This window comes from Streptomyces sp. NPDC037100, assembly GCF_055606225.1.
Genome location: NZ_JBVJSX010000007.1, coordinates 168,803 through 190,294, shown reverse-complemented (window position 1 = coordinate 190,294; position 21,492 = coordinate 168,803). Strand labels below are relative to the sequence as shown.

Annotated in this window: 17 protein-coding genes; 6 read left to right on the top strand and 11 right to left on the bottom strand. The window is 71.6% G+C overall.

Annotated features, from left to right (window positions below; all coding sequences use genetic code 11):
* Window positions 1–6: 6 nt before the first annotated feature.
* The gene (locus ACZ7EG_RS23865) at window positions 7–1,044 is read right to left on the bottom strand and encodes a protein kinase family protein (RefSeq protein ID WP_471082348.1); all 1,038 of its coding nucleotides are present in this window, start codon (window positions 1,042–1,044) and stop codon (window positions 7–9) included.
* A 16-nt stretch (window positions 1,045–1,060) separates the two neighbouring features.
* Complete coding sequence (locus ACZ7EG_RS23860) at window positions 1,061–1,759, bottom strand: class I SAM-dependent methyltransferase (RefSeq protein WP_471082346.1); 699 nt, start codon at window positions 1,757–1,759, stop codon at window positions 1,061–1,063.
* A 431-nt stretch (window positions 1,760–2,190) separates the two neighbouring features.
* On the opposite strand from ACZ7EG_RS23860, the gene ACZ7EG_RS23855 reads away from it, so the two are divergent.
* Entirely contained in the window at window positions 2,191–2,454 is a 264-nt protein-coding gene (locus ACZ7EG_RS23855) for a DUF6343 family protein (protein ID WP_471082343.1), read from the top strand.
* A 19-nt stretch (window positions 2,455–2,473) separates the two neighbouring features.
* On the opposite strand, the gene ACZ7EG_RS23850 is transcribed toward ACZ7EG_RS23855, so the two are convergent.
* From ACZ7EG_RS23850 to rpsA, 4 genes are all read right to left on the bottom strand, one after another.
* A complete protein-coding gene (locus ACZ7EG_RS23850; RefSeq protein WP_104779441.1) occupies window positions 2,474–2,854 on the bottom strand; it encodes a tetratricopeptide repeat protein in 381 nt (126 codons plus the stop codon).
* 50 nt (window positions 2,855–2,904) lie between these two features.
* Window positions 2,905–3,525 (bottom strand): dephospho-CoA kinase, encoded by a 621-nt coding sequence (gene coaE, locus ACZ7EG_RS23845; RefSeq protein WP_471082340.1) that lies wholly within the window; start codon window positions 3,523–3,525, stop codon window positions 2,905–2,907.
* 188 nt (window positions 3,526–3,713) lie between these two features.
* Entirely contained in the window at window positions 3,714–4,652 is a 939-nt protein-coding gene (locus ACZ7EG_RS23840) for a PAC2 family protein (protein ID WP_471082337.1), read from the bottom strand.
* A gap of 226 nt (window positions 4,653–4,878) precedes the next feature.
* Window positions 4,879–6,375, bottom strand: coding sequence for a 30S ribosomal protein S1 (rpsA, locus tag ACZ7EG_RS23835; protein ID WP_062926262.1), 1,497 nt, complete (start codon window positions 6,373–6,375; stop codon window positions 4,879–4,881).
* Between the two features lie 224 nt (window positions 6,376–6,599).
* On the opposite strand from rpsA, the gene ACZ7EG_RS23830 reads away from it, so the two are divergent.
* The gene (locus ACZ7EG_RS23830; RefSeq protein ID WP_471082334.1) at window positions 6,600–7,598 is read left to right on the top strand and encodes a class I SAM-dependent methyltransferase; all 999 of its coding nucleotides are present in this window, start codon (window positions 6,600–6,602) and stop codon (window positions 7,596–7,598) included.
* Between the two features lie 46 nt (window positions 7,599–7,644).
* Complete coding sequence (hrpB, locus tag ACZ7EG_RS23825) at window positions 7,645–10,185, top strand: ATP-dependent helicase HrpB (protein WP_471082331.1); 2,541 nt, start codon at window positions 7,645–7,647, stop codon at window positions 10,183–10,185.
* On the opposite strand, the gene pgfA is transcribed toward hrpB, so the two are convergent.
* The 3 genes from pgfA to ACZ7EG_RS23810 all read right to left on the bottom strand — a co-directional run bounded on the left by pgfA (window position 10,175) and on the right by ACZ7EG_RS23810 (window position 13,265).
* Complete coding sequence (gene pgfA / locus ACZ7EG_RS23820; protein ID WP_471082328.1) at window positions 10,175–11,167, bottom strand: cell envelope lipid trafficking protein PgfA; 993 nt, start codon at window positions 11,165–11,167, stop codon at window positions 10,175–10,177. The genes hrpB and pgfA overlap by 11 nt on opposite strands.
* A 25-nt stretch (window positions 11,168–11,192) precedes the next feature.
* Window positions 11,193–11,327, bottom strand: coding sequence for an SPW_0924 family protein (locus tag ACZ7EG_RS23815; protein WP_107426737.1), 135 nt, complete (start codon window positions 11,325–11,327; stop codon window positions 11,193–11,195).
* Window positions 11,328–11,477: 150 nt separating this feature from the next.
* On the bottom strand, window positions 11,478–13,265 hold the full coding sequence (locus tag ACZ7EG_RS23810; protein WP_471082324.1) for a lytic transglycosylase domain-containing protein: 1,788 nt from the start codon (window positions 13,263–13,265) through the stop codon (window positions 11,478–11,480).
* Between the two features lie 340 nt (window positions 13,266–13,605).
* Between ACZ7EG_RS23810 and ACZ7EG_RS23805 the strand changes: the two genes are divergently transcribed.
* Window positions 13,606–14,469, top strand: a complete 864-nt coding sequence (locus tag ACZ7EG_RS23805; RefSeq protein WP_471082322.1) for a DUF4184 family protein — start codon at window positions 13,606–13,608, stop codon at window positions 14,467–14,469.
* On the opposite strand, the gene ACZ7EG_RS23800 is transcribed toward ACZ7EG_RS23805, so the two are convergent.
* A complete protein-coding gene (locus ACZ7EG_RS23800; RefSeq protein ID WP_471082319.1) occupies window positions 14,438–15,178 on the bottom strand; it encodes a hypothetical protein in 741 nt (246 codons plus the stop codon). The genes ACZ7EG_RS23805 and ACZ7EG_RS23800 overlap by 32 nt on opposite strands.
* A gap of 483 nt (window positions 15,179–15,661) precedes the next feature.
* Window positions 15,662–18,388, bottom strand: a complete 2,727-nt coding sequence (gene polA / locus ACZ7EG_RS23795; protein WP_471082316.1) for a DNA polymerase I — start codon at window positions 18,386–18,388, stop codon at window positions 15,662–15,664.
* A 182-nt stretch (window positions 18,389–18,570) separates the two neighbouring features.
* Between polA and ACZ7EG_RS23790 the strand changes: the two genes are divergently transcribed.
* Complete coding sequence (locus ACZ7EG_RS23790; protein WP_471082313.1) at window positions 18,571–20,850, top strand: FdhF/YdeP family oxidoreductase; 2,280 nt, start codon at window positions 18,571–18,573, stop codon at window positions 20,848–20,850.
* A gap of 56 nt (window positions 20,851–20,906) precedes the next feature.
* On the top strand, window positions 20,907–21,395 hold the full coding sequence (locus tag ACZ7EG_RS23785) for a PaaI family thioesterase (RefSeq protein ID WP_471082310.1): 489 nt from the start codon (window positions 20,907–20,909) through the stop codon (window positions 21,393–21,395).
* The last annotated feature ends 97 nt before the right edge of the window (window positions 21,396–21,492 follow it).

Here is a 21,492-nt window from a genome sequence, read left to right as displayed (position 1 = left end):
GACCGGTCACGGACAGAGCAGGTGGAGCCTCTCCCTCGGGTAGGGGGTCGCCCGGCTTTCCTCCTGGAGGGTGCGGTAGAAGTCGGTCATCGCAGACGCGACCGGGGCGTTGCGAATGAGGATCTCGGCTGTCCCTGGCGGCGCTCCGGCCGGTGGTCTCCCTTGCGCCGAAGCTTGTATCAGCTCTCCACGGATCTCCCAGTCCCGGCCGTACAGGGCGGTGATCAGCCAGTTCACGAGGTAACTGGCCGTGTAGCAGCGGTCGTAGGCGTCGTGCTCGTCGTAGAAGTCGGCCTCGGCGGGCGTCAGGTCGAAGCGGGTGGACAGGGCCAGGCCGAAGTCGGCGAAGTACAGGCGTCGGCCGTCGGTGAGGATGTTCTCGAAGTGGGCGTCGAAATGGAGAAGCCCACGGCCGTTCATGAAGGACGTGCCGTACGTCAGTTCCTTCTCCACGAGGGCACACGCCCGGTCGAGCGCCTCGTCACCGGCTTGCATCTGCGCCGTGAGCCAGGCGTGCAGGGTCCGGGGTATGTACTCCAGGAAGAGCGCGACGCTCGCCGAGGACCGTTGCAGGGCCTCGACCCGCCGTCTCACCGCCGTGCTCCCTCCCCAGTAGGCCACGACCTTCTCCACATCGGCGAGCTCCTCCGCCTGGTGCGGTGCCTCGTCCGGCAGCACCCTCCAGTGGTACATCAGCGGAGAGCCCTGGAACTGTCCGGACAGCGCCCAGTTCGTGGTCATGGTGTGGGCGGCGACCTCCCGCCACGCCCCGAACGAGGGCCCGCCGATGCCGTACTGGCAGACCATGGGCAGTCCGAACATGTTGGCAGTCGAGCGGTGGTGTTCGGGCCGCTGCTCCAGGTCCGTGAGGGGGATGCGCTTCACGAAGACCGGTGTGCCGGACACCTTCAGCCGGGCCGATTTCCCGCCGATGCCGGTGCCCAACGGCTCAGCCGCGTCCACCAGTTCGCGCAGTTCGGCGTCCCCGAGCAGCGCCAGGGAGGTCGCGACCGTGTCGTACCGGCTCAGGCGCCCTGGTTCCACTCCCCCCAGCCTGCTTTCACGCACCCTCGGTGACCTCGTCCGACGGCACCGCCCGTACCCATACTCGATCCTCTGTCAGATAGCGCTCCACCTTCAGGCCCGCCTCCTCCAACGCCTCCTCGAACTGCTCCCGGGTCAGGGGCCGCGCGCGGAACGTCTGGGTCCAGACCGCGTCCGGGAACTCGTACTCCGCGCGCACCGAATGAACTCCGTCGCCGACCGGCTCCGACGACGTGATCCGTACGGTGAAACCGCTGGGGTCCCTGCGCTCGCGCGGCAGGTTCTCGTGGTAGTCCTCCCCCTCCCGCTGGATCAGCACGCAGCCGCCCTTCGCCACATGGCGCACGCAGGTACGCAGTAAGCCCCGCCGCACCTCGGCATCTCCCGCGTGCACGAGGAACGACGCCAGCAGCACCACGTCGAACGTCTCGCCCAGTGCCAGCTCCTCGATCGGGCCGCATATCGTCCGCGCGCCGCGCACGCGCTCCAGCATGGGGGCGGACTCGTCCACCGCCGTGACCGTGAATCCCCGCTCCAGCAGTGCGTGGGTCATGCGTCCCACCCCGCTGCCGAGCTCCAGAATGCGGGCGCCCTCGGGGACCGCCGCCGCGATGACCTCCGGTTCGTCCCCGATGGGCAGCCGGGAGTACAGCTCCACGGCGCAGCCGTCCGGGGTGATGGCCCCGGGTCCCGTCCCCTCGTGCCCCTCACGCATTTTCATCTCCATGCCCGCACAACGGACCGCGTCCGCACACCCGTTCCCGTCGACCTCCACTTCACCCGACCGAGTGAATGAGACAGCGAGGGCGTGGAGTTGAGGCGAAGGCGTGGAGTTGCGCCCGGGGGTGCCCGGCCTCAGCGCTTGAAGGGTGGAGCTGCGACGAGGGCACGGTGGTGAGCCCTGGACGGCTGCAAAGACCTGGCGGCCACAGCCGAACCCACCCGTGCCGCCCGTACCAGTGGCCACCCGACCGCGGTGGTCCCCCACCGCCCGCTCCATCGACGTGTGCCTCGGCGCACCGGCCACCGGCAGGCCCTCGTCGACCATCGACGTGCGCCTCGGCGCACGGCCACCGGCAGGCCCTTGTCGACCTTGGTGGACCTTCGCCACGAGGAGTACGTTGCAAGCAGGAGTGGTGATCGACGATGCGTACAGGCAGTGAACCGAGGACCGCGCGCAGCGCCCTGCGGGCGCGCTTCTGGCTGAGCCTGTGGGGACTGGTCTGGGCCCTCTTCGGGACGGCGGCGTTCGCCATCACCGGGCGGACCGGGTGGGCGATCGCCTGCGGGGTGCTGCTGCTGATCGTCACGATCGACCTGGCCGTCGTTCTGCGGCACATCCGCCAGGGCCCGCACTATCAGCCGGGCCCCGATATTCCGCCCTACCAGCCGCCGGACAAACGTTCCTGAGGCGCACGGGGCAGGCCCCTCACGAGTCGAAGCGCGCGGCCTTCAGGAACTCCGGGTTCGGGTCGAGCGCCGCCGCCAGGCGGAAGTGGCGCTTCGCCTGGTCGGGACGCCCCTGGCGCTCATACGTACGGGCGAGCGCGAAGTGGGCGAACGCGTTGTCCGGCTCCCGCTCCAGGACGATCTGGAACTCCAGCTCAGCCGGCCTCAGCTGCGCCGCCGCGAAGAAGGCACGCGCCCGCAGCAGTCGCGCCGCGGTGTTCTCCGGGTGCGTGGCGATGACGCCGTCGAGCAGCTTCACCGCGCCCCTGGGGTCCCGCGCGGCGAGCAGTTGCTCGGCGGCGCGGAAGTCGATGACATGCGTCTCCGGGGTACGTCCGGTCGGACCGCTGGTCTCGGGCACGGCTGAGTCCTTCCCTCACTGCACGGGTTCAACGCCCCCGCTGGGTACCGCTATTCCGTGGGAGACGGCCGGGGCGTCCGCGACCTGCGCACCAGCTCGGCCCACACGTCCTTCACTCGCTGCTCCAGCCGCTCCAGCGGGACGTCGTTGTCGATCACGATGTCGGCGATCTCGCGGCGCTGCTCGCGCGTCGCCTGGGCGGCCATCCGCGCGCGGGCGTCCTCCTCGGCCATGCCGCGCAGGCGTACGAGCCGGTCGAGCTGGGTCTCGGGTGCCGCGTCGACGACGATCACCAGGTCGTACAGCGGCGCCAGGCCGTTCTCCGTGAGGAGTGGGACGTCGTGGAGGACGACCGCGTCCTCGGCGGCGGCCTCTTCGAGCTCCCGGGAGCGGGCGCCCACCAGGGGGTGCACGATCGAGTTCAGCACGGCGAGTTTCTCCGGGTCGGCGAAGACGACCGCGCCGAGGCGGGGCCGGTCCAGGCTGCCGTCGGCGGCGAGGATCTCCTTCCCGAAGGCCTCGACGACCGAGGCGAGCCCCGGCGTCCCCGGGGCGACTACCTCCCGCGCGATACGGTCCGCGTCGATCAGCACGGCCCCGCACGCGACGAGCAGCCGTGACACCTCGCTCTTGCCGGCGCCGATCCCGCCGGTCAGACCCACCTTCAGCATGCCCCGCAGCTTAGGCCCTGCCACTGACACGCCCCTCGCCCGGGCCGGACCGGGGGTCGGTCGTCGCCTTCTCGTCAGCTGTCACTCACTCGGTCAGCTGCAGCTTGCTCGTTCAGCCGTCGCCCGCTTGTTCAGCCGCCGCCTTCTCGGTCAGCTACAGCCTGCTCGTTCAGCCGTCGCCCGCTCGTTCAGCCGTCGCCTTCTCGTTCCGCCAGGAACTTCTCGAACTCCTGGCCGATCTCGTCCGCCGACGGGATGTCCACCGGCTCGGCGAGCATGTTGCCCCGCGTCTCGGCGCCGGCGACGGCGTCGTACTGGTGCTCAAGACCCTCGATGAGCGCGGAGAGATCCTCGTCGCCCTCTCGGATCTGCCGGTCGATCTCCGTCTGGGTGCGGTGGGCGTCCGAGCGCAGGGCGTGCGCGATGCCGGGGAGGACCAGTCCGGTCGCCGCCGTGATGGCCTCCAGGACCGTCAGGGCCGCGTCCGGGTACGGGGAGCGGGCGATGTAGTGCGGGACGTGCGCGGCGACGCCCAGGACGTCGTGACCGGCCTGGAGCAGGCGGTACTCGATGAGGGACTCGGCGCTGCCGGGCACCTGTGCCTCCTCGAACGGGCTGGGGTGGCCCGGGACGAGGTCGGTGCGGTTGCCGTGCGGGGTGAGGCCGACGGGCCGGGTGTGCGGGACGCCCATGGGAATGCCGTGGAAGTTCACGGAGAGGCGGACGCCGAGCCGCTCCACGATCTGCTTCACGGCGGCGGCGAAGCGCTCCCACTCCACGTCCGGCTCGGGGCCGGACAGCAGCAGGAACGGCGCGCCGGTGGCGTCCTGCACGAGCCGCACCTCGAGAGCGGGGTCCTCGTAGTCGCTCCAGCGGTCGCGCTTGAACGTCAGAAGCGGGCGGCGGGCGCGGTAGTCGACGAGCCGGTCGTGGTCGAAGCGGGCGACGACCTGATGGGGCAGGGAGTCGAGCACCCGGTCGACGATCTGGTCGCCCGTCTCACCCGCGTCGATGTATCCGTCGAAGTGGTAGAGCATGACAAGTCCGGCCGACTCCTGGGCCAGCGCCATGTCGACGACGGCCAGCCCCTTCGGCTCCCAGGCGTACAAATCCTGCGGATCAAGCACAGTGACCGCTCCTCCTCGTGTTCACACTGCACAACGCCGTTGCGGGCGTGGGCATTCCCGCAGGAGGAGATTCATGATCTTGGCGGCGGGAGCACGGAGCCTTCAGGGGCGCGCGAACCCGGCGACGAACCCCACGGTCCGCAGCCGAACGATGGCCCGAAAACACCGAGGGGCCGCACCTGGAAAGGTACGGCCCCTCGATCAGGAGCTACAGCTCAGCGGGCGTTCAGCTCTGCCCACCGGCCAGCTTCTCGCGCAGCGCGGCGAGCGCCTCGTCCGAGGCCAGCGCGCCGGAGTTGTCCGGGCCCTCGGAGGAGTACGAACCGCCACCGCCGGACGCGGCCGGAGCGGCAGCCTCGCCACCCTCGGCAGCGGCCTTCTCGTCCGCCTCGCGGGACTTGATGACCTGCGCCTGGTGCTGCTCGAAGCGCTGCTGCGCCTCGGCGTACTGGGTCTCCCACGCCTCGCGCTGGGTCTCGTAGCCCTCGAGCCAGTCGTTGGTCTCGGGGTCGAAGCCCTCGGGGTAGATGTAGTTGCCCTGGTCGTCGTACGACGCGGCCATGCCGTAGAGCGTCGGGTCGAACTCGACCGAGGCCGGGTCCGAACCGAAGGACTCGTTGGCCTGCTTCAGCGAGAGGCTGATGCGACGGCGCTCGAGGTCGATGTCGATGACCTTGACGAAGATCTCGTCGTTGACCTGGACGACCTGCTCCGGGATCTCCACGTGGCGCTCGGCCAGCTCGGAGATGTGGACCAGACCCTCGATGCCCTCGTCCACGCGGACGAACGCACCGAACGGAACCAGCTTCGTGACCTTGCCGGGCACGACCTGGCCGATCTGGTGGGTGCGGGCGAACTGCTGCCACGGGTCTTCCTGGGTCGCCTTCAGCGACAGGGAGACACGCTCGCGGTCCATGTCGACGTCGAGGACCTCGACGGTGACTTCCTGGCCGACCTCGACAACCTCGGAGGGGTGGTCGATGTGCTTCCAGGAGAGCTCGGAGACGTGGACCAGGCCGTCGACGCCACCCAGGTCCACGAAGGCACCGAAGTTGACGATCGAGGAGACGACGCCGGAACGGACCTGACCCTTCTGGAGGGTGGTGAGGAACGTCTGGCGGACCTCGGACTGGGTCTGCTCGAGCCAGGCACGGCGGGACAGGACCACGTTGTTGCGGTTCTTGTCCAGCTCGATGATCTTGGCCTCGAGCTCCTTGCCCACGTAGGGCTGGAGGTCGCGGACGCGGCGCATCTCGACCAGGGAGGCCGGGAGGAAGCCACGGAGGCCGATGTCGAGGATGAGACCACCCTTGACGACCTCGATGACGGTACCGGTGACGATCCCGTCCTCTTCCTTGATCTTCTCGATGGTGCCCCAGGCACGCTCGTACTGGGCGCGCTTCTTCGAGAGGATCAGGCGGCCTTCCTTGTCCTCCTTCTGGAGGACAAGGGCCTCGATCTCGTCACCGACGGCGACGACCTCGTTGGGGTCGACGTCGTGCTTGATCGAGAGCTCGCGGCTCGGGATCACACCTTCGGTCTTGTAACCGATGTCGAGCAGGACCTCGTCCCGGTCGACCTTCACGATGACGCCGTCGACGATGTCGCCGTCGTTGAAGTACTTGATCGTCTCGTCGATCGCGGCGAGGAAGGCTTCCTCGTTACCGATGTCGTTGACCGCTACCTGCGGGGTGGTGGCGGTGGTCTCGGTGCTGCTCGTCATGTGGGAAAGGGCTCCGGTACGGACATTGAAGTCGTAGGTACTGCTACGCCGGGAGCCCGTTTCGCTCTGCAGAAGCCGGACAGCCAAGGAAGCGCCACTCAGAAAACGGTGGCGCCTCGACAACCGAGGGGACATACATACAGATGCGAGCGCAGCCTGCTACGTCTGAGGTGCGCAGGCCCGCAGCGCAACTTGTAGCATACGGGGGCAGCCGGGCAGGGTCAATGCGCGAAGCCGCCCACGCGGGGCGAACGCCGCATATCCGGCACAAGTCGTGTCCTTCGAGGCCACGCGCAGCGCGCGACGCCCCCTCTGCGACACCGGCGGGACCGGCTGAACGGAAGTGCCCGCACACTAGTACGAGGGAGCCGATCATCCAAGAGTCCGAAGCGTCCGAACACGAGGCCACCCGGCGCGATGCCGATGTCACGGAAAGCTCCCGGGCCAATCGTGGCTGGTGGGACCGCAACGCGGACGAGTACCAGATCGAGCACGGCACCTTCCTCGGCGACGACCGCTTCGTGTGGGGTCCCGAGGGGCTGGACGAGGTGGAGGCCGAGCTGCTCGGGCCGCCGGAGGAACTGAAGGGCCGGGACGTCCTGGAGATCGGCGCCGGCGCCGCCCAGTGCTCGCGCTGGCTGACCGCCCAGGGGGCGCGCCCGGTCGCCCTGGACATCTCGCACCGGCAGCTTCAGCACGCGCTGCGCATCGGCGGTTCCTTCCCCCTGGTGTGCGCAGACGCCGGTGCGCTCCCCTTCGCCGACGCCTCGTTCGACCTGGCCTGCTCGGCGTACGGGGCGCTGCCCTTCGTCGCCGACCCTCGTCAGGTCCTGCGGGAGGTGCGCCGGGTGCTGCGGCCCGGGGGACGTCTGGTCTTCTCGGTGACGCACCCGATCCGCTGGGCCTTCCCCGACGAGCCGGGGCCCGAGGGGCTGTCGGTGTCGGCCTCGTACTTCGACCGCACGCCGTACGTCGAGCAGGACGAGGAGGGCCGGGCGGTCTACGTCGAGCACCACCGCACGCTCGGCGACCGCGTCCGGGACGTCGTCGCGTCGGGCTTCCGTCTGGTCGACCTGGTGGAGCCGGAGTGGCCCGTCTGGAACACCTCGGAGTGGGGCGGCTGGTCGCCGCTGCGCGGGAACCTGATCCCGGGTACGGCGATCTTCGTCTGCGAGCGAAGCGATACGGGGGCACCACCGGCCGCAGGCTCGGGGAGGGACTGAGGCACGTGCGCGTGGGGCCTCTTCCCCGGCGTACGACACTGAGGGCGTGATCCGTTACGACGCCCTGGAAGCCCTGCCCGTACGCGGTGCCCTGCCCGCCCTGGCCGACGCCCTGGAGGGGCACGGCACCGCCGTCCTCGTGGCGCCGCCCGGCACCGGCAAGACGACCCTGGTGCCTCTGGCGCTGGCGGGGCTGCTCGGGGAGGGGCCCGGGCGGCGGGTGATCGTGGCCGAGCCACGGCGGATCGCGGCCCGGGCGGCGGCGCGGCGGATGGCCTGGCTGCTGGGCGAGAAGCCCGGGCAGAGCGTCGGCTACACCGTGCGCGGGGAGCGGGTCGTCGGGCGGCACACGCGCGTGGAGGTCGTCACGACCGGTGTGCTGGTGCAGCGGCTGCAACGGGACCAGGAGCTGGCCGGCGCCGACGTGGTGGTGCTCGACGAGTGTCACGAGCGGCATCTGGACGCGGACACGGCGGCGGCGTTCCTGTGGGACGTACGGCAGACGCTGCGTCCGGAGCTGCGGCTGGTGGCCGCCTCCGCGACGACCGACGCGCAGGGGTGGGCGCGGCTGCTGGGCGGGGCGCCGGTGGTCGAGGCGCAGGGGGCCGCTCATCCGGTGGAGACCGTGTGGGCGCCGCCGGTGCGTCCCGTACGCCCGCCGCACGGGACGCGGGTCGATCCGGCGCTGCTGGCGCACGTGGCGTCCGTGGTACGGCGTGCGCTGGCGGAGCGGGACGGGGACGTGCTGTGTTTCCTGCCGGGCGTGGGCGAGATCGCCCGGGTCGCCGGGCAGCTCGGGGAGCTCGCGGGCGTCGAGGTGCTCCAGGTGCACGGGAGGGCGCCGGCGGCCGTCCAGGACGCGGCGCTGGTGCCCGGGGAGCGGCGGCGGGTCGTCCTGGCCACGTCCGTCGCGGAGTCGTCGCTGACCGTGCCCGGGGTGCGGGTGGTGGTGGATTCCGGTCTGGCGCGCGAGCCGAGGGTGGACCACGCGCGCGGGTTGAGCGCGCTGACGACCGTGAGGGCGTCACAGGCCGCCGGGCGGCAGCGAGCGGGGCGGGCCGGGCGTGAGGCCCCGGGAGCGGTGTACCGCTGCTGGGCGGAGGCCGAGGACGCGCGTCTGCCGCGGTATCCGGCGCCGGAGATCAAGGTGGCCGACCTGACGGCGTTCGCGCTGCAGGTGGCGTGCTGGGGGGATCCTGACGCGTCCGGGCTGGCGCTGCTGGACGGGCCGCCGAGTGGGGCGATGGCGGCGGCGCGGGACGTCTTGGCGGCGGTGGGTGCGGTGGATTCCGTCGGGCGGGCCACGGAGCGGGGAGTCAGGCTCAGCCGGGTGGGGGTGCATCCCCGACTGGGGCGGGCGTTGCTCGACTCCGTTCCGTTCATGGGGGCCGAGAGGGCCGCGGAGGTCGTGGCGCTGTTGAGCGAGGAGGCTCCGCGGGAGTACGGCGATGATCTGGCGGGTGCGTTGCGTCGTGCTCGGCGTGGGGGCGACGCCTATGCGTCGCGGTGGCAACGTGAGGTTCGGCGGCTGCGTGCCGCCGTCGGGGAGATTTCCCACCCACCCGCCGGTGACCAGCGTCCAGACGCCCGGACAGAGAACCTCGGCCATCTCTCCGAGGATCGCCGGGCGGGCCTCGTCGCCGCTCTCGCCTTTCCCGAGCGGGTCGCGAAGGCCGATGGCGGGTCGTACCTCATGGCGTCCGGGACGCGGGCGGAGGTCGGCGCGGGGAGTGCGCTGCGGGGTGCGGAGTGGGTGGCCGTCGCCGTGGCGGACCGGCCCGTCGGCAAGGGGCACGCGCGCGTGCAGTCGGGGGCGGTCGTGGACGAGGACGTGGCCCGGCTCGCCGCGGGGGCGCTGCTGGAGGAGCGGGACGAGGTCGGCTGGGACGGCGGGGACGTCGTGGCACGGCGGGTGGAGCGGCTGGGAGCCGTGGAGCTGACCGTGCGGGCGTTGCGGGACGCCGATCCGGGCCTCGTGCGCGGCGCGTTGCTCGACGGGCTGCGGCGTGAGGGGTTCGGGCTGCTGCGGTGGTCGGCGGAGGCCGGCGTTCTGCGGCAGCGGCTCGCGTTCCTGCGGCTGCATCTCGGTGAGCCCTGGCCGGACGTGTCCGACGAGGCGCTGCACGCGCGCGTGGAGGAGTGGCTGGAACCGGAGCTCGGCCGGGCACGGCGGCGGGCCGATCTGGCGCGGATCGACGCCGGGGAGGCGCTCGCCCGGCTGCTGCCCTGGGCCTCCGGTCAGGCGGGGCGGCTCGAGGAGCTGGCCCCGGAGCGGTTGACGGTGCCGAGCGGGTCGAGGATCCGGATCGACTACTCCCGGCCCGAGCAGCCCGTGCTGGCGGTGAAGCTGCAGGAGATGTTCGGGCTTCAGGAGTCGCCCCGGGTCGCCGGGGTGCCGCTGCTCGTGCATCTGCTGTCCCCGGCCGGCCGGCCGGCCGCCGTCACCGCCGATCTCGCCTCGTTCTGGCGGGAGGGCTACAAGGGGGTGCGGGCGGAGCTTCGGGGGCGGTATCCGAAGCATCCGTGGCCCGAGGACCCGGCGGGGGCCGAGCCGACGCGGCACACCAACGCGCGGCTCAGGCGCTGACCGACGACGGTTCCTCGGCCGCCGTGGAGGCCGGGCCGGAGGGGCGGCGGCCGCGGGCCTCCAGGTACAGCGCGAGGACCAGCAGGAGGACCCCCAGGCCGAGGAAGCCCCACGGCAGGTAGGACGTCATGAGCAGGACGAGCAGCCGCTGGGACTTCACCAGGTCGACCGTGTGCGTGAGGTAGTCCTCGCGCATCTTCACGTGGCCGGCGAACGCGGTCACCTTGCCGCGGTCGCCGAGGAGAGTGCCGCCGCGCAGTTCCTCCCGGTGGATCTCCTCTCCGTACACGGGCGCGCCGGTGAGGGGTTCGACCCAGAACTTGCGGACCGTGGTGTACCAGCGGGTCGTGCCGGTCTGCGCCACCGCCTCGGGGGTGAGGCCCTTGACGGGCAGGGTCTTGGGGATCCTCACCTTGGTCCAGGGGATGGTCTGCTCGAAGTAGTAGACCTCCAGGCCGCGGAAGTCACGGGTGCCCTTGTAGGCGATGGGCGCGGTGACGCGGGCCTGGGCGTCGAAGTACTCGTAGTCCCGTTTCTCGGTCAGGAAGGGCCACTTGAACTCGATGCCCTGGCGGCGCACCGGATCGCCGTCGACCATCTCGCCGGTGGCGTGGACGGGTTCCTGGGTGTGGGCGTCGAAGATGTAGCGCTCGGGAATCTTGGAGACCATCGCGCCGTCGGGTCCGACGACGTAGGACAGGCCGTCCCAGACGACGACGTCCCGGCCCGCCGACTCCTCGATCCGTTCAGAGGCCTCCACGTTGCCCCTGAGGGTCTGGACGATGGTGACCTTGGGGACCTTCTTCGCCTTCATCGTGCCGTAGTCGAGGAGGGTGGCGTTCTTCGCCTCCAGGACCATGTCCTGGTACTGGTTCGCGGGAACCTTGGCGAGGCGCGGGAAGGCGTACCAGCGCAGCAGCGGGGACAGGGCCGCGAAGAACACGGCGAGGGCGAGCAGGACCAGGCCGGCCTTGCGGCGCATCTCGGCCTCCCTCCCGGGCGGGCGGTCAGGGGTGTGCGGGCACGGTCGTCAGCAGCGGTTTCGGGGACGTCCCGCCTGACGGGGAGCCGAGGGCGGTCAGCGTCAGGACCACGGCGAACGCGAGGGCCAGACCGGTGGCGGCGGCGATGAGAGCGCGCATGCGGAACCTCCCCACGGGTCGCGACGGGCAAAGCTGATGCACCGTCAGGTTCCTCGGCACCGTAGCAACGCGCGACCGAGATGAGAACACGTTGCACACACAACGACGCCCCTCCTTATCAAGAGGGGCGTCGTCCGTCGTACCTGAGAGCTACACGCTCGGGCTGTCCGACGCGCTCGGGCTGTCCGACGGGCTCGGGCTGTCCGACGGGCTCGGCGCGGACGTCTCGGCCGCAGCCACGGTCAGTTCGACCGTGAGCGTCGCCCCGCCTGCCGTGGTGATGCGGAGCAGGAACGTGCCGGTCGTGTCGTCGGCGTACAGCTGGGGCAGCTTCAGCAGGCCCTTCGCGTCCGTCTTCAGACCCGTCAGGGTGCGGACGGACTTGCCGTCGGCGCCCTTGAAGTAGGGGCCCTTGTCGGTGGCGGTCGGGTCGTCCGCCGACTTGATCAGCGTGGCGGTGGCCGCGACGCCGTCGGCGACGGCGCCCTTGTAGGTGGCCTTCACCTCCACCTGGTTCGCGAACTCGCCGCCGGGGGCACAGGTCAGGGCGGCGTCGCCGGTACGGACGAGGGCGTCGGCCGCGCGCTCGGTCACGGTGGCCTTGTAGTCGAGGCCCGGGAGGGCCCGCCCCACCACGGTGGCGCGGACGGTGACGGCGCCGGTCTTCTCCCCCGCCTCGAGGGCGGGCGCCACGGCCACGCCGGAGCCGTTGGTGGCGACCGTGGCCACACTCTCGCCGCCGGTGAAGGTGGTGTCCGTGTCGCCGACGATGGTGAAGCGCACCCTGACCTTGGCGACGGCCTTGCCCGCCTCGGTCTCGGCACGGGTGCTGATCCGCCGGTCGAACGCGTCGCCGGCCATGGCGGTGAGCTTTCCGGTGCCGGCGTCCTCCAGGTGGTCCACCGTGTCGGTGGGGGTGGGGGGCGTCGCGGGCGGCGACGACGGGGTGTCGGCGGGCGGCGTGGTGGGCGGCTTCGGGGTCGTCGTACCGCCGCCGCCCGGCTTCTCGGGCTTGCCGGGATCGGGCTTGGGCTTCGGGCTGCCGGGAGTGGTGGTGCCCGGTGCGGTGACGCCCGGCGTGGTGGGCGTCGGGCTCGCGCCCGCGCCGTTGTCGCTGCGGTTGCCCGGCAGCGTGCCGGTGCCGTCCGGGACCTCGTGGGTGCCCTTGCGGTAGTACTCCAGCCACCTCATGACGAGGTTGAGGTAGTCCCGGGAGTTGTTGTAGCTGAGGATCGCCCGGTCGAGGTCGCCCTGCTGGGACAGGTCCCAGTTGTTGCGGCACAGGTAGTGGCCGGCGGCGAGCGCGGCGTCGTAGATGTTGTTCGGATCCTTCTTGCCGTCGGCGTTGCCGTCACGGCCGGCCCAGGACCACGTGGAGGGGATGAACTGCATGGGACCGACGGCCTGGTCGTACGAACTGTTGCCGTCGTACGCGCCGTCGTCGGTGTCCTTGATGAGGGCGAAGCCGTTGCCGTCGAGCTGCGGGCCCAGGATCGGCTTGAGGGTGGTGCCGTCGGCGTTCACGCGGCCGCCGCGCGCCTGTCCCGACTCCACCCGGCCGATGGCCGCGAGGAGTTGCCAGGGCAGGTTGCAGCCGGGCTTGGCCTCGCGCAGCGCGGCCTCCGCCTTCTTGTAGGCGTCGAGGACGGTCGCGGGGATGCCGGCTTCCGTCGTGCCCGTGCCGCCAGGGGCTGGGCCCGTGGACGGCGAAGGGTTCGGGCTCTTCAGCGGCGGCAGGTCCGTGTAGTAGGGCGAGTTGCCGGTGGCACTGCCGTTGGAGGCACTCGCTTCAGGTGCGGGGGTGGCGTCGGCGGCGGTCTGTCTGCCGTGGTCGTTCACGCCCGGAGCCTGGGAGGCGGACAGGGCCGCGACCGCTACCGCGGCCACGGCGGTCGTCGCCGCCCCCTTGCGCAGCCTCCTGCCGAATTGCGCCGCCATAGAGTGAACCCCTCCCGTGGACGCCCGAGCGTCCGTCTACGCCTGCAGTGTTCGCCCTGTTGTGACGATCCAACCGCCCGAGGGGTTGCCCTCCGACAGCCACAACTCTGTTCTCTCGCGTGCTCTGCTCATTACCGCGGTCGCGCATTCGACGCGCTTCCCGCGCGACGACTCTGGCGACCCTACGACAACTTCTTTTGCCCGGGCACCCGTTCGTGACCGTTTTTCACCAGTTGGCCATGGGCGCTCGTGACGTCCTCGGCAGCACGGCATCCCGCATACTGGGCCACTCACCGCCGGGCACCCCGGCTTGGTGCAACGACCGTCGCGAGGAGCCGAGTTGCCGTTCACGCTGAGCCATGCGGCAGCCGTGCTGCCCGCCGTCCGCACCGACGGCACCGGCCGGGGCCCGCTGGTGCCCGCCGTGCTCGTGGCGGGTTCTTTCGCGCCCGACATGACCTACTACGCGGCAAGTGTCTTTTCCGGAGCGATGGAGTTCGGTGACGTCACGCACGGGTTCCCGGGTGTGTTCACGGTCGATGTGCTCATCGCCTGGGCGCTGGTGGGGTTGTGGCTGCTGGCGCGTGAACCGCTCGTGGGGTTGCTGCCGCGGGCCCGGCAGGGGCGGGTGGCGGCCCTGCTGCGGTGCGGGGCGCCACGCGCGCGGGTGCGGCCGTCCCTGGTGGCGCGGTGGTACGGGTCCGCGGTGCTCGGTGCGTCGACCCATGTGGTGTGGGACGCGTTCACGCATCTCGACCGGTGGGGTATGCGGCTGTTTCCGGTGCTGGGCCGGGAGGTGGCGGGCTCTCCGCTGTACTGGTACCTGCAGTACGGCGGTTCTGCGGTGGCCGCGGTCGTGATCGCCGTGTTCGTGGCGCAGGCGCTGCGACGGGCGCCCGTGGGCGAGCCGGTCGGGGTCCCTGTGCTGACGGGACGGGACCGGTGGGCTGCCGCTGCCATGATCTGCGGCTTCGCGGTGGTGGGGGCGGTGCAGCGGGCGTCGCGGTGGTGGGCGTACTGGGGCTCGGCCGCGAAGCCGTGGGAGATCATCCCGACGGTGTGCTTCGGCGCGGGCGCGGGACTCGTCCCGGCGCTGCTGCTCTACGCCGTGGGGGTCCGGGTGCGGCGTCCGGTCCCCGTCCCCGTCCCCGTCGATCCTGCCCCTGCCGCGGTTACGGAGCCGAGCCGCCCGGCCGCTCGCTGACGACGCCGTCGGTCGTCGTGATGTACACGGTGATGGTGGTGTGCACGGGGCGGGGACGCGGGAGCAGCGTGAGGAAGAGGGTCAGGTAGTCGCGGGCCGACCGGGCCCAGGGGCGGGAGGGTTTGCCCCGGGTGCCGGGTGTGCCGGGGAGCCGGACCTCGATAGGTGCGGGGCCGGTGACGGGGGGTGGGTCGCTACCGGCCGACGGGGTGCCGGCGCTCACGAGGCCGGTCAGGGCGGCCAGATCGACGGCGCCGACGAGGTCCGCCACGGCCTCCGTGCCGACGAGACCGGTCAGGGCGGCCACGGCGTCGGTGCCGACGAGACCGCTCAGGGCGGCCACGGCCTCCGTGCCGACGAGACCGCTCAGGGCGGCCACGGCCTCCGTGCCGACGAGACCGCTCAGGGCGGCCACGGCCTCCGTGCCGACGAGACCGGTCAGGACGGTCAGGGCGTCGGCACCGGCCAGGGCGGGGGCGGCGGTGAGGCCGCCTGCGTCCGGGAGAGCCGTGGCGGCAGCCGGGTCGGCGGAGGCGGCGGACCGTCGTCCGCCGGGGGCCAGACGCCGCCGGAGGTCCGCCGTCGTGCGGCGCAGGGCCGTACTGAAGGTGACGGGGATGCGAACCGTACTCGCGGCGGCCTCGAACGCCGGGACCGGCTGCAGTGCCACGCCTGGGCCCGGGCGACTGAGGAACGTGCGTATACCCATGCCCCGCATCTTTGCGACCGGTCGGGGCGGGGGCGCCTTCTCGGGGGCCACGCGAGTGACGGTTTCCGGGGGAGGGAGGTGGGCTGGTGGGTGGCCGGGGCACCCCGGAGACTCGGCTCGGTGGGAACCTCGGGGACCAGCGAAGGCGGCGCCCCGGGAAGCCCCGGCGAGGCAGGACTCGGAAACTCCCCGGCCGAGGCAGAACCCCCGGCACCCCGGCCAAGGCAGCACCCCCGGCACCCCGGCCAAGGCAGCACCCCTGGCACCCCGGCCGAGGCGGGAGACCCGCACCCCCGGCCGAGGAGGGGGCGCCGGGCTGCGTGGGTAACACTCCCCGCCCGGTCCGACCACGTCCGTCGGATCGCCCCCCGGGGCCCTCGCACCTCCCCGGAGCCCTCGCGCCTCCCCGGGTCCCTCGCGCCTCCCCGAAGCCCGCACACTTCCCCGGGCCCTCGCGCCTCCTCCGGCCGTGCCGCGCAGCGCCTAGTGTGCTGCCGATTCCCAGTCCGCACCCGAGCCCACCGAGACGCCCAGGGGGACGCGGAGGTCGACGGCGTTCGCCATCTCCCTGCGGACCAGTTCCTCGGCGGCGGACCGCTCCCCGGGGGCGATCTCCAGCACGATTTCGTCGTGGACCTGGAGGAGCATGCGGGAGGCGAGGCCGGCGTCCTTCAGGGCATCGTCGACCTTGAGCATCGCGATCTTGACGATGTCGGCCGCCGTGCCCTGGATCGGCGCGTTGAGGGCCATCCGCTCGGCGGCCTCGCGGCGCTGGCGGTTGTCGCTGTTGAGGTCGGGGAGGTAGCGGCGGCGTCCGAAGAGCGTCGCCGTGTATCCCGTCGCCCGGGCCTCGTCGACCGCCCTGCGCAGATAGTCCCGTACGCCGCCGAACCGCTCGAAGTACGCGTCCATCAGGGCGCGGGCCTCCGCCGCCTCGATGTTCAGCTGCTGGGACAGGCCGAAGGCGGACAGCCCGTAGGCCAGGCCGTACGACATGGCCTTGATCTTGCGGCGCATCTCGGCGTCGACCGCGGTCGGCTCGACCGCGAAGACCTGGGAGGCGGCCGTGGTGTGCAGGTCCTCGCCGGAGGTGAACGCCTCGATCAGGCCCGCGTCCTCGGAGAGGTGTGCCATCACGCGCAGCTCGATCTGGCTGTAGTCGGCCGTCATCAGCGACTCGAAGCCCTCGCCGACGACGAAGCCGCGGCGGATCGCGCGGCCCTCGTCGGTGCGGACCGGGATGTTCTGCAGGTTCGGGTCGGTCGAGGACAGGCGTCCGGTGGCGGCGACGGTCTGGTTGAACGTGGTGTGGATCCGGCCGTCCGCGGCGATCGTCTTGATCAGGCCCTCGACGGTGACGCGGAGCTTGGCCTGCTCGCGGTGGCGGAGCATGATCACCGGGAGCTCGTTGTCCGTCTGTGTGGCGAGCCAGGCCAGGGCGTCGGCGTCCGTGGTGTAGCCGGTCTTGGTCCGCTTGGTCTTGGGCAGGGCCAGCTCGCCGAAGAGGACCTCCTGGAGCTGCTTGGGCGAGCCCAGGTTGAACTCGTGCCCGGCTGCCGCGTGAGCCTCCTTGACCGCCTGCTGGACGGCGCCGGCGAACATCTGCTCCATGGCCTCCAGGTGGGGCCGGTCGGCCGCGATGCCGTGCCGCTCCATGCGGGCGAGCAGCGCGGACGTGGGCAGCTCCATGTCGCGCAGCAGGTCGGCGGCGCCGACCTCCTGCAGACGGCCCTCGAAGGCCTGGCCCAGGTCGAGGACGGCGCGGGCCTGGATCATCAGGGCCTCGGCCTCGGCGGCGTCGTCCGCTCCGAAGGCGAGCTGGCCGTCGGCCGCGGCGGCCGGGGTCAGCTCCCGGTGCAGGTACTCGAGGGACAGCGCGTCCAGGTCGAAGGAGCGGCGGCCCGGCTTGACCAGGTACGCGGCGAGCGCGGTGTCCATGGTGACGCCCTCGACGCGCCAGCCGTGCTCGGCGAAGACACGCATGGCGCCCTTGGCGTTGTGGAAGACCTTGGGCCGCTCGGCGTCGGCGAGCCAGGCCGCGAAGGCCCGCTCGTCGTCCTCGTCCAGCTGGGAGGGGTCGAACCAGGCGGCGGGCCCTCCGGGCGCGGCGAGGGCGACCTCGGCGACCGAGCCGGTGCCGAGCGCCCAGCTGTCGACCGTGGCGATGCCGAGGGGCTGGGTGCCGTGCTCGGTGAGCCAGGCGGGCAGCTCGCCGGTGCCCAGCACCGTGCCGTCCAGCTCCACGCCCTCGGAGCTGACCGGGGTGGTCTCGGCTTCCTCGGCGCCCGGGTCGACGGCGAAGAGCCGCTCGCGCAGCGACGGGTTACGGATCTCCAGGGTGTCCAGGATCATCGCGACGGCCTTGCGGTCGTAGGCCGCGCGCTCCAGCTCGGTGACGCCCTTGGGCAGCTCGACGCGGCGCTCCAGCTCGGTGAGCCGACGGTTGAGCTTGACGGACTCCAGGTGGTCGCGGAGGTTCTGGCCGGCCTTGCCCTTGACCTCCTCGACCCGCTCGACGAGCTCGGCGAACGAGCCGAACTGGTTGATCCACTTCGCGGCGGTCTTCTCGCCGACGCCGGGGATGCCGGGGAGGTTGTCGGAGGGGTCGCCGCGCAGGGCCGCGAAGTCGGGGTACTGCGCGGGCGTCAACCCGTACTTCTCGAATACCTTCTCCGGGGTGAAGCGGGTGAGCTCGGAGACGCCCTTGGTCGGGTACAGCACCGTCGTGTGCTCGCTGACCAGCTGGAAGGAGTCGCGGTCGCCGGTGACGATCAGCACCTCGAAGCCCTCGGCCTCGGCCTGGGTGGCGAGCGTGGCGATGACGTCGTCCGCCTCGAAGCCGTCCACCGCGAAGCGCTGGGCTCCCATCGCGTCCAGGAGCTCGCCGATCAGCTCGACCTGGCCCTTGAACTCGTCCGGGGTCTTGGAGCGGTTCGCCTTGTACTCCGTGAACTCCTGGGACCGCCAGGTCTTGCGGGAGACGTCGAAGGCGACCGCGAAGTGCGTGGGCGCCTCGTCGCGCAGCGTGTTGGCGAGCATCGACGCGAAGCCGTAGATCGCGTTGGTCGGCTGGCCCGTCGCGGTGGTGAAGTTCTCCGCGGGCAGCGCGAAGAACGCGCGGTAGGCCAGCGAGTGCCCGTCCATGAGCATCAGTCGCGGCCGGCTGCCGCCGGAGGTCTGGTCGGTCGTCTTCGATGCTGTCTCTGCCACGCCCCCGATCCTGCCACGCCCCACTGACACTCGGCCCCGGCCCCGCGGGCGACCGGGCTCGGACGAGCCCCCGCCGGGGACACCGGACACCGCCTTTCCGCCCGGGGCTCCCCCGCCCGGTGTCACCACCCCGTGCGAGGATCGGAGACGTACCTCACAGCGCAGTCGAAGAGGAGCGTGTGATGGCGTCGAAGCCGCCGAAGAGTGATCCGGTCCAGGACGCGCCGCAGGTCGCCGGGCCGAAGCACGCGGCCGCGGGGCTCGCGGCGATCGGGCACACGCTGCGGATCGCCCAGCAGCAGATGGGCGTGAAGCGCACCGCGCTGACGCTGCTGAGCGTGAACCAGAAGGACGGCTTCGACTGCCCCGGCTGCGCCTGGCCCGAGCCGGAGCACCGGCACAAGGCGGAGTTCTGCGAGAACGGCGCGAAGGCCGTCGCCGAGGAGGCCACGCTGCGCCGGGTCACGCCCGAGTTCTTCGCCGCGCACCCGGTCGCCGACCTGGCCGGCCGCAGCGGCTACTGGCTGGGCCAGCAGGGCCGGCTCACCCACCCCGTGTACCTGCCCGAGGGGGGCTCGCACTACGAGCCGGTCACCTGGGAGCGCGCCTTCGACATCATCGGCGAGGAGATCGCCGCGCTCGCCTCCCCGGACGAGGCCGTCTTCTACACCTCGGGCCGCACCAGCAACGAGGCCGCGTTCCTCTACCAGCTGTTCGCCCGCGAGTTGGGCACGAACAACCTGCCCGACTGCTCGAACATGTGCCACGAGTCGTCCGGCTCGGCCCTGTCGGAGACCATCGGCATCGGCAAGGGCAGCGTCCTGCTGGAGGACCTGTACAAGGCCGACCTGATCATCGTCGCCGGGCAGAACCCGGGGACGAACCATCCGCGCATGCTGTCCGCGCTGGAGAAGGCCAAGGACAACGGCGCGAAGATCATCAGCGTCAACCCGCTGCCCGAGGCGGGCCTGGAGCGCTTCAAGAACCCGCAGACTCCGCAGGGCATGGTCAAGGGCGCGGCGCTCACCGATCTGTTCCTGCAGATCCGCATCGGCGGCGACCAGGCACTGTTCCGCCTGCTGAACAAGCTGATCCTCGAGGCGGACGGCGCGGTCGACGAGGCGTTCGTGCGGGAGCACACGCACGGCTACGAGGAGTTCGCCGAGACCGCCCGAGCCGCCGACTGGGACGAGACGCTCGCGGCGACCGGCCTGACCCGGGGGGAGATCGAGAAGGCCCTGGGGATGGTTCTCGGCTCACAGCGCACCATCGTGTGCTGGGCGATGGGCCTCACCCAGCACAAGCACTCCGTCCCCACGATCCGAGAGGTCGTCAACTTCCTGCTGCTGCGCGGCAACATCGGCCGCCCGGGTGCGGGCGTGTGCCCGGTGCGCGGGCATTCGAACGTGCAGGGCGACCGCACGATGGGCATCTTCGAGCGGCCCGCTCCGGCGTTCCTGGACGCCCTGGAGAAGGAGTTCGGCTTCGCGCCCCCGCGCGAGCACGGCTATGACGTCGTGCGCGCCATCCGCGCCCTGCGCGACGGCGAGGCGAAGGTCTTCTTCGCCATGGGCGGCAACTTCGTCTCGGCGTCCCCCGACACGGACGTCACCGAGGCGGCCATGCGACGGGCCCGGCTGACCGTGCACGTCTCGACGAAGCTGAACCGCTCGCACGTGGTCACGGGCGCGCGGGCCCTGATCCTGCCGACGCTCGGCCGCACCGAGCGCGATCTGCAGGGCAGCGGCGAGCAGTTCGTGACCGTCGAGGACTCGATGGGCATGGTGCACGCCTCCCGGGGGCGCCTGGAGCCCGCGAGCCGCCACCTGCTGTCGGAACCGGCCATCGTCAGCCGGCTGGCCCGCCGCGTGCTCGGCGAGAGCAGCCGCACTCCCTGGGAGGAGTTCGAGAAGGACTACGCGACGATCCGGGACCGCATCGCGCGCGTGATCCCGGGCTTCGAGGACTTCAATGCGCGCGTGGCCCGCCCCGGAGGCTTCGCGCTCCCCCACGCCCCACGCGACGAGCGCCGCTTCCCCACGGCCACCGGCAAGGCCAACTTCACCGCCGCGCCCGTGGAGTACCCGCAGCTGCCCCAGGGCCGCCTGCTGCTGCAGACGCTGCGCTCGCACGACCAGTACAACACCACGATCTACGGCCTCGACGACCGCTACCGGGGCATCCGCAACGGCCGCCGGGTGGTGCTGGTCCACCCCGAGGACGCGCGGACCCTGAAGCTGGCGGACGGGTCGTACGTCGACCTGGTCGGCGAGTGGAAGGACGGCGTGGAGCGCCGGGCACCCGGTTTCCGTGTCGTGCACTACCCGACGGCCCGGGGCTGCGCGGCCGCGTACTACCCGGAGACCAACGTCCTGGTGCCGCTGGACGCCACCGCGGACACCAGCAACACCCCGGCCAGCAAGTCCGTCGTGGTGCGTCTGGAACAATCGGCGACCGACTGAGCGTTCGCTCAGTGACACAGGCAGCCGAGTGACGAGGACGAACGGAGCCGGGCCCGATGGGTGAGCAGCAGCATGTGAAGTTCCCGCAAGAGGTCATCGACGAGTACGCCGCGCTCGGCGTGGACCTCCTGGCCCTGTTCTCCGCGGGCCACCTCGGCAACCGGATGGGCGTCCAGATCTCCGAGGCGTCGGCCGACCGGGTCGTCGGGACCATGCCGGTGGAGGGCAACACCCAGCCCTACGGGCTGCTGCACGGCGGGGCCTCAGCCGTGCTGGCCGAGACCCTGGGCTCGATCGGGTCCATGCTGCACGGCGGCAGCTCCAAGATCGCCGTGGGGGTCGACCTGAACTGCACCCACCACCGCGGGGTGCGCTCCGGTCTGGTCACCGGTGTGGCCACGCCCGTGCACCGGGGCCGCTCCACCGCCACCTACGAGATCGTCATCACGGACGAGAACGACAAGCGGGTGTGCACCGCCCGGCTGACCTGCATGCTGCGCGACGTACGGGCGGGCGACGAGGAACACATCCGCGCCGCGAGCTGACGGACGTAGGGAAAACCCTGGAGGGGCGGGCGCGCTCTTGTCGCGACCGCCCTCCGGGCACTTCACTGGCGCCCACCCCCACAGGAGAAGACCCGTC

Excerpts from the sequence above, each read along its gene's own strand:
- ACZ7EG_RS23800 (WP_471082319.1), bottom strand. The coding sequence starts at position 15,178 with ATGGGTATACGCACGTTCCTCAGTCGCCCGGGCCCAGGCGTGGCACTG.
- ACZ7EG_RS23785 (WP_471082310.1), top strand. The coding sequence starts at position 20,907 with ATGGGTGAGCAGCAGCATGTGAAGTTCCCGCAAGAGGTCATCGACGAG.
- ACZ7EG_RS23860 (WP_471082346.1), bottom strand. The coding sequence starts at position 1,759 with ATGCGTGAGGGGCACGAGGGGACGGGACCCGGGGCCATCACCCCGGAC.
- ACZ7EG_RS23855 (WP_471082343.1), top strand. The coding sequence starts at position 2,191 with ATGCGTACAGGCAGTGAACCGAGGACCGCGCGCAGCGCCCTGCGGGCG.
- ACZ7EG_RS23815 (WP_107426737.1), bottom strand. The coding sequence starts at position 11,327 with ATGCGCGCTCTCATCGCCGCCGCCACCGGTCTGGCCCTCGCGTTCGCC.
- ACZ7EG_RS23810 (WP_471082324.1), bottom strand. The coding sequence starts at position 13,265 with ATGGCGGCGCAATTCGGCAGGAGGCTGCGCAAGGGGGCGGCGACGACC.
- pgfA (WP_471082328.1), bottom strand. The coding sequence starts at position 11,167 with ATGCGCCGCAAGGCCGGCCTGGTCCTGCTCGCCCTCGCCGTGTTCTTC.
- ACZ7EG_RS23790 (WP_471082313.1), top strand. The coding sequence starts at position 18,571 with ATGGCGTCGAAGCCGCCGAAGAGTGATCCGGTCCAGGACGCGCCGCAG.
- coaE (WP_471082340.1), bottom strand. The coding sequence starts at position 3,525 with ATGCTGAAGGTGGGTCTGACCGGCGGGATCGGCGCCGGCAAGAGCGAG.
- ACZ7EG_RS23830 (WP_471082334.1), top strand. The coding sequence starts at position 6,600 with ATGCGCGAAGCCGCCCACGCGGGGCGAACGCCGCATATCCGGCACAAG.
- rpsA (WP_062926262.1), bottom strand. The coding sequence starts at position 6,375 with ATGACGAGCAGCACCGAGACCACCGCCACCACCCCGCAGGTAGCGGTC.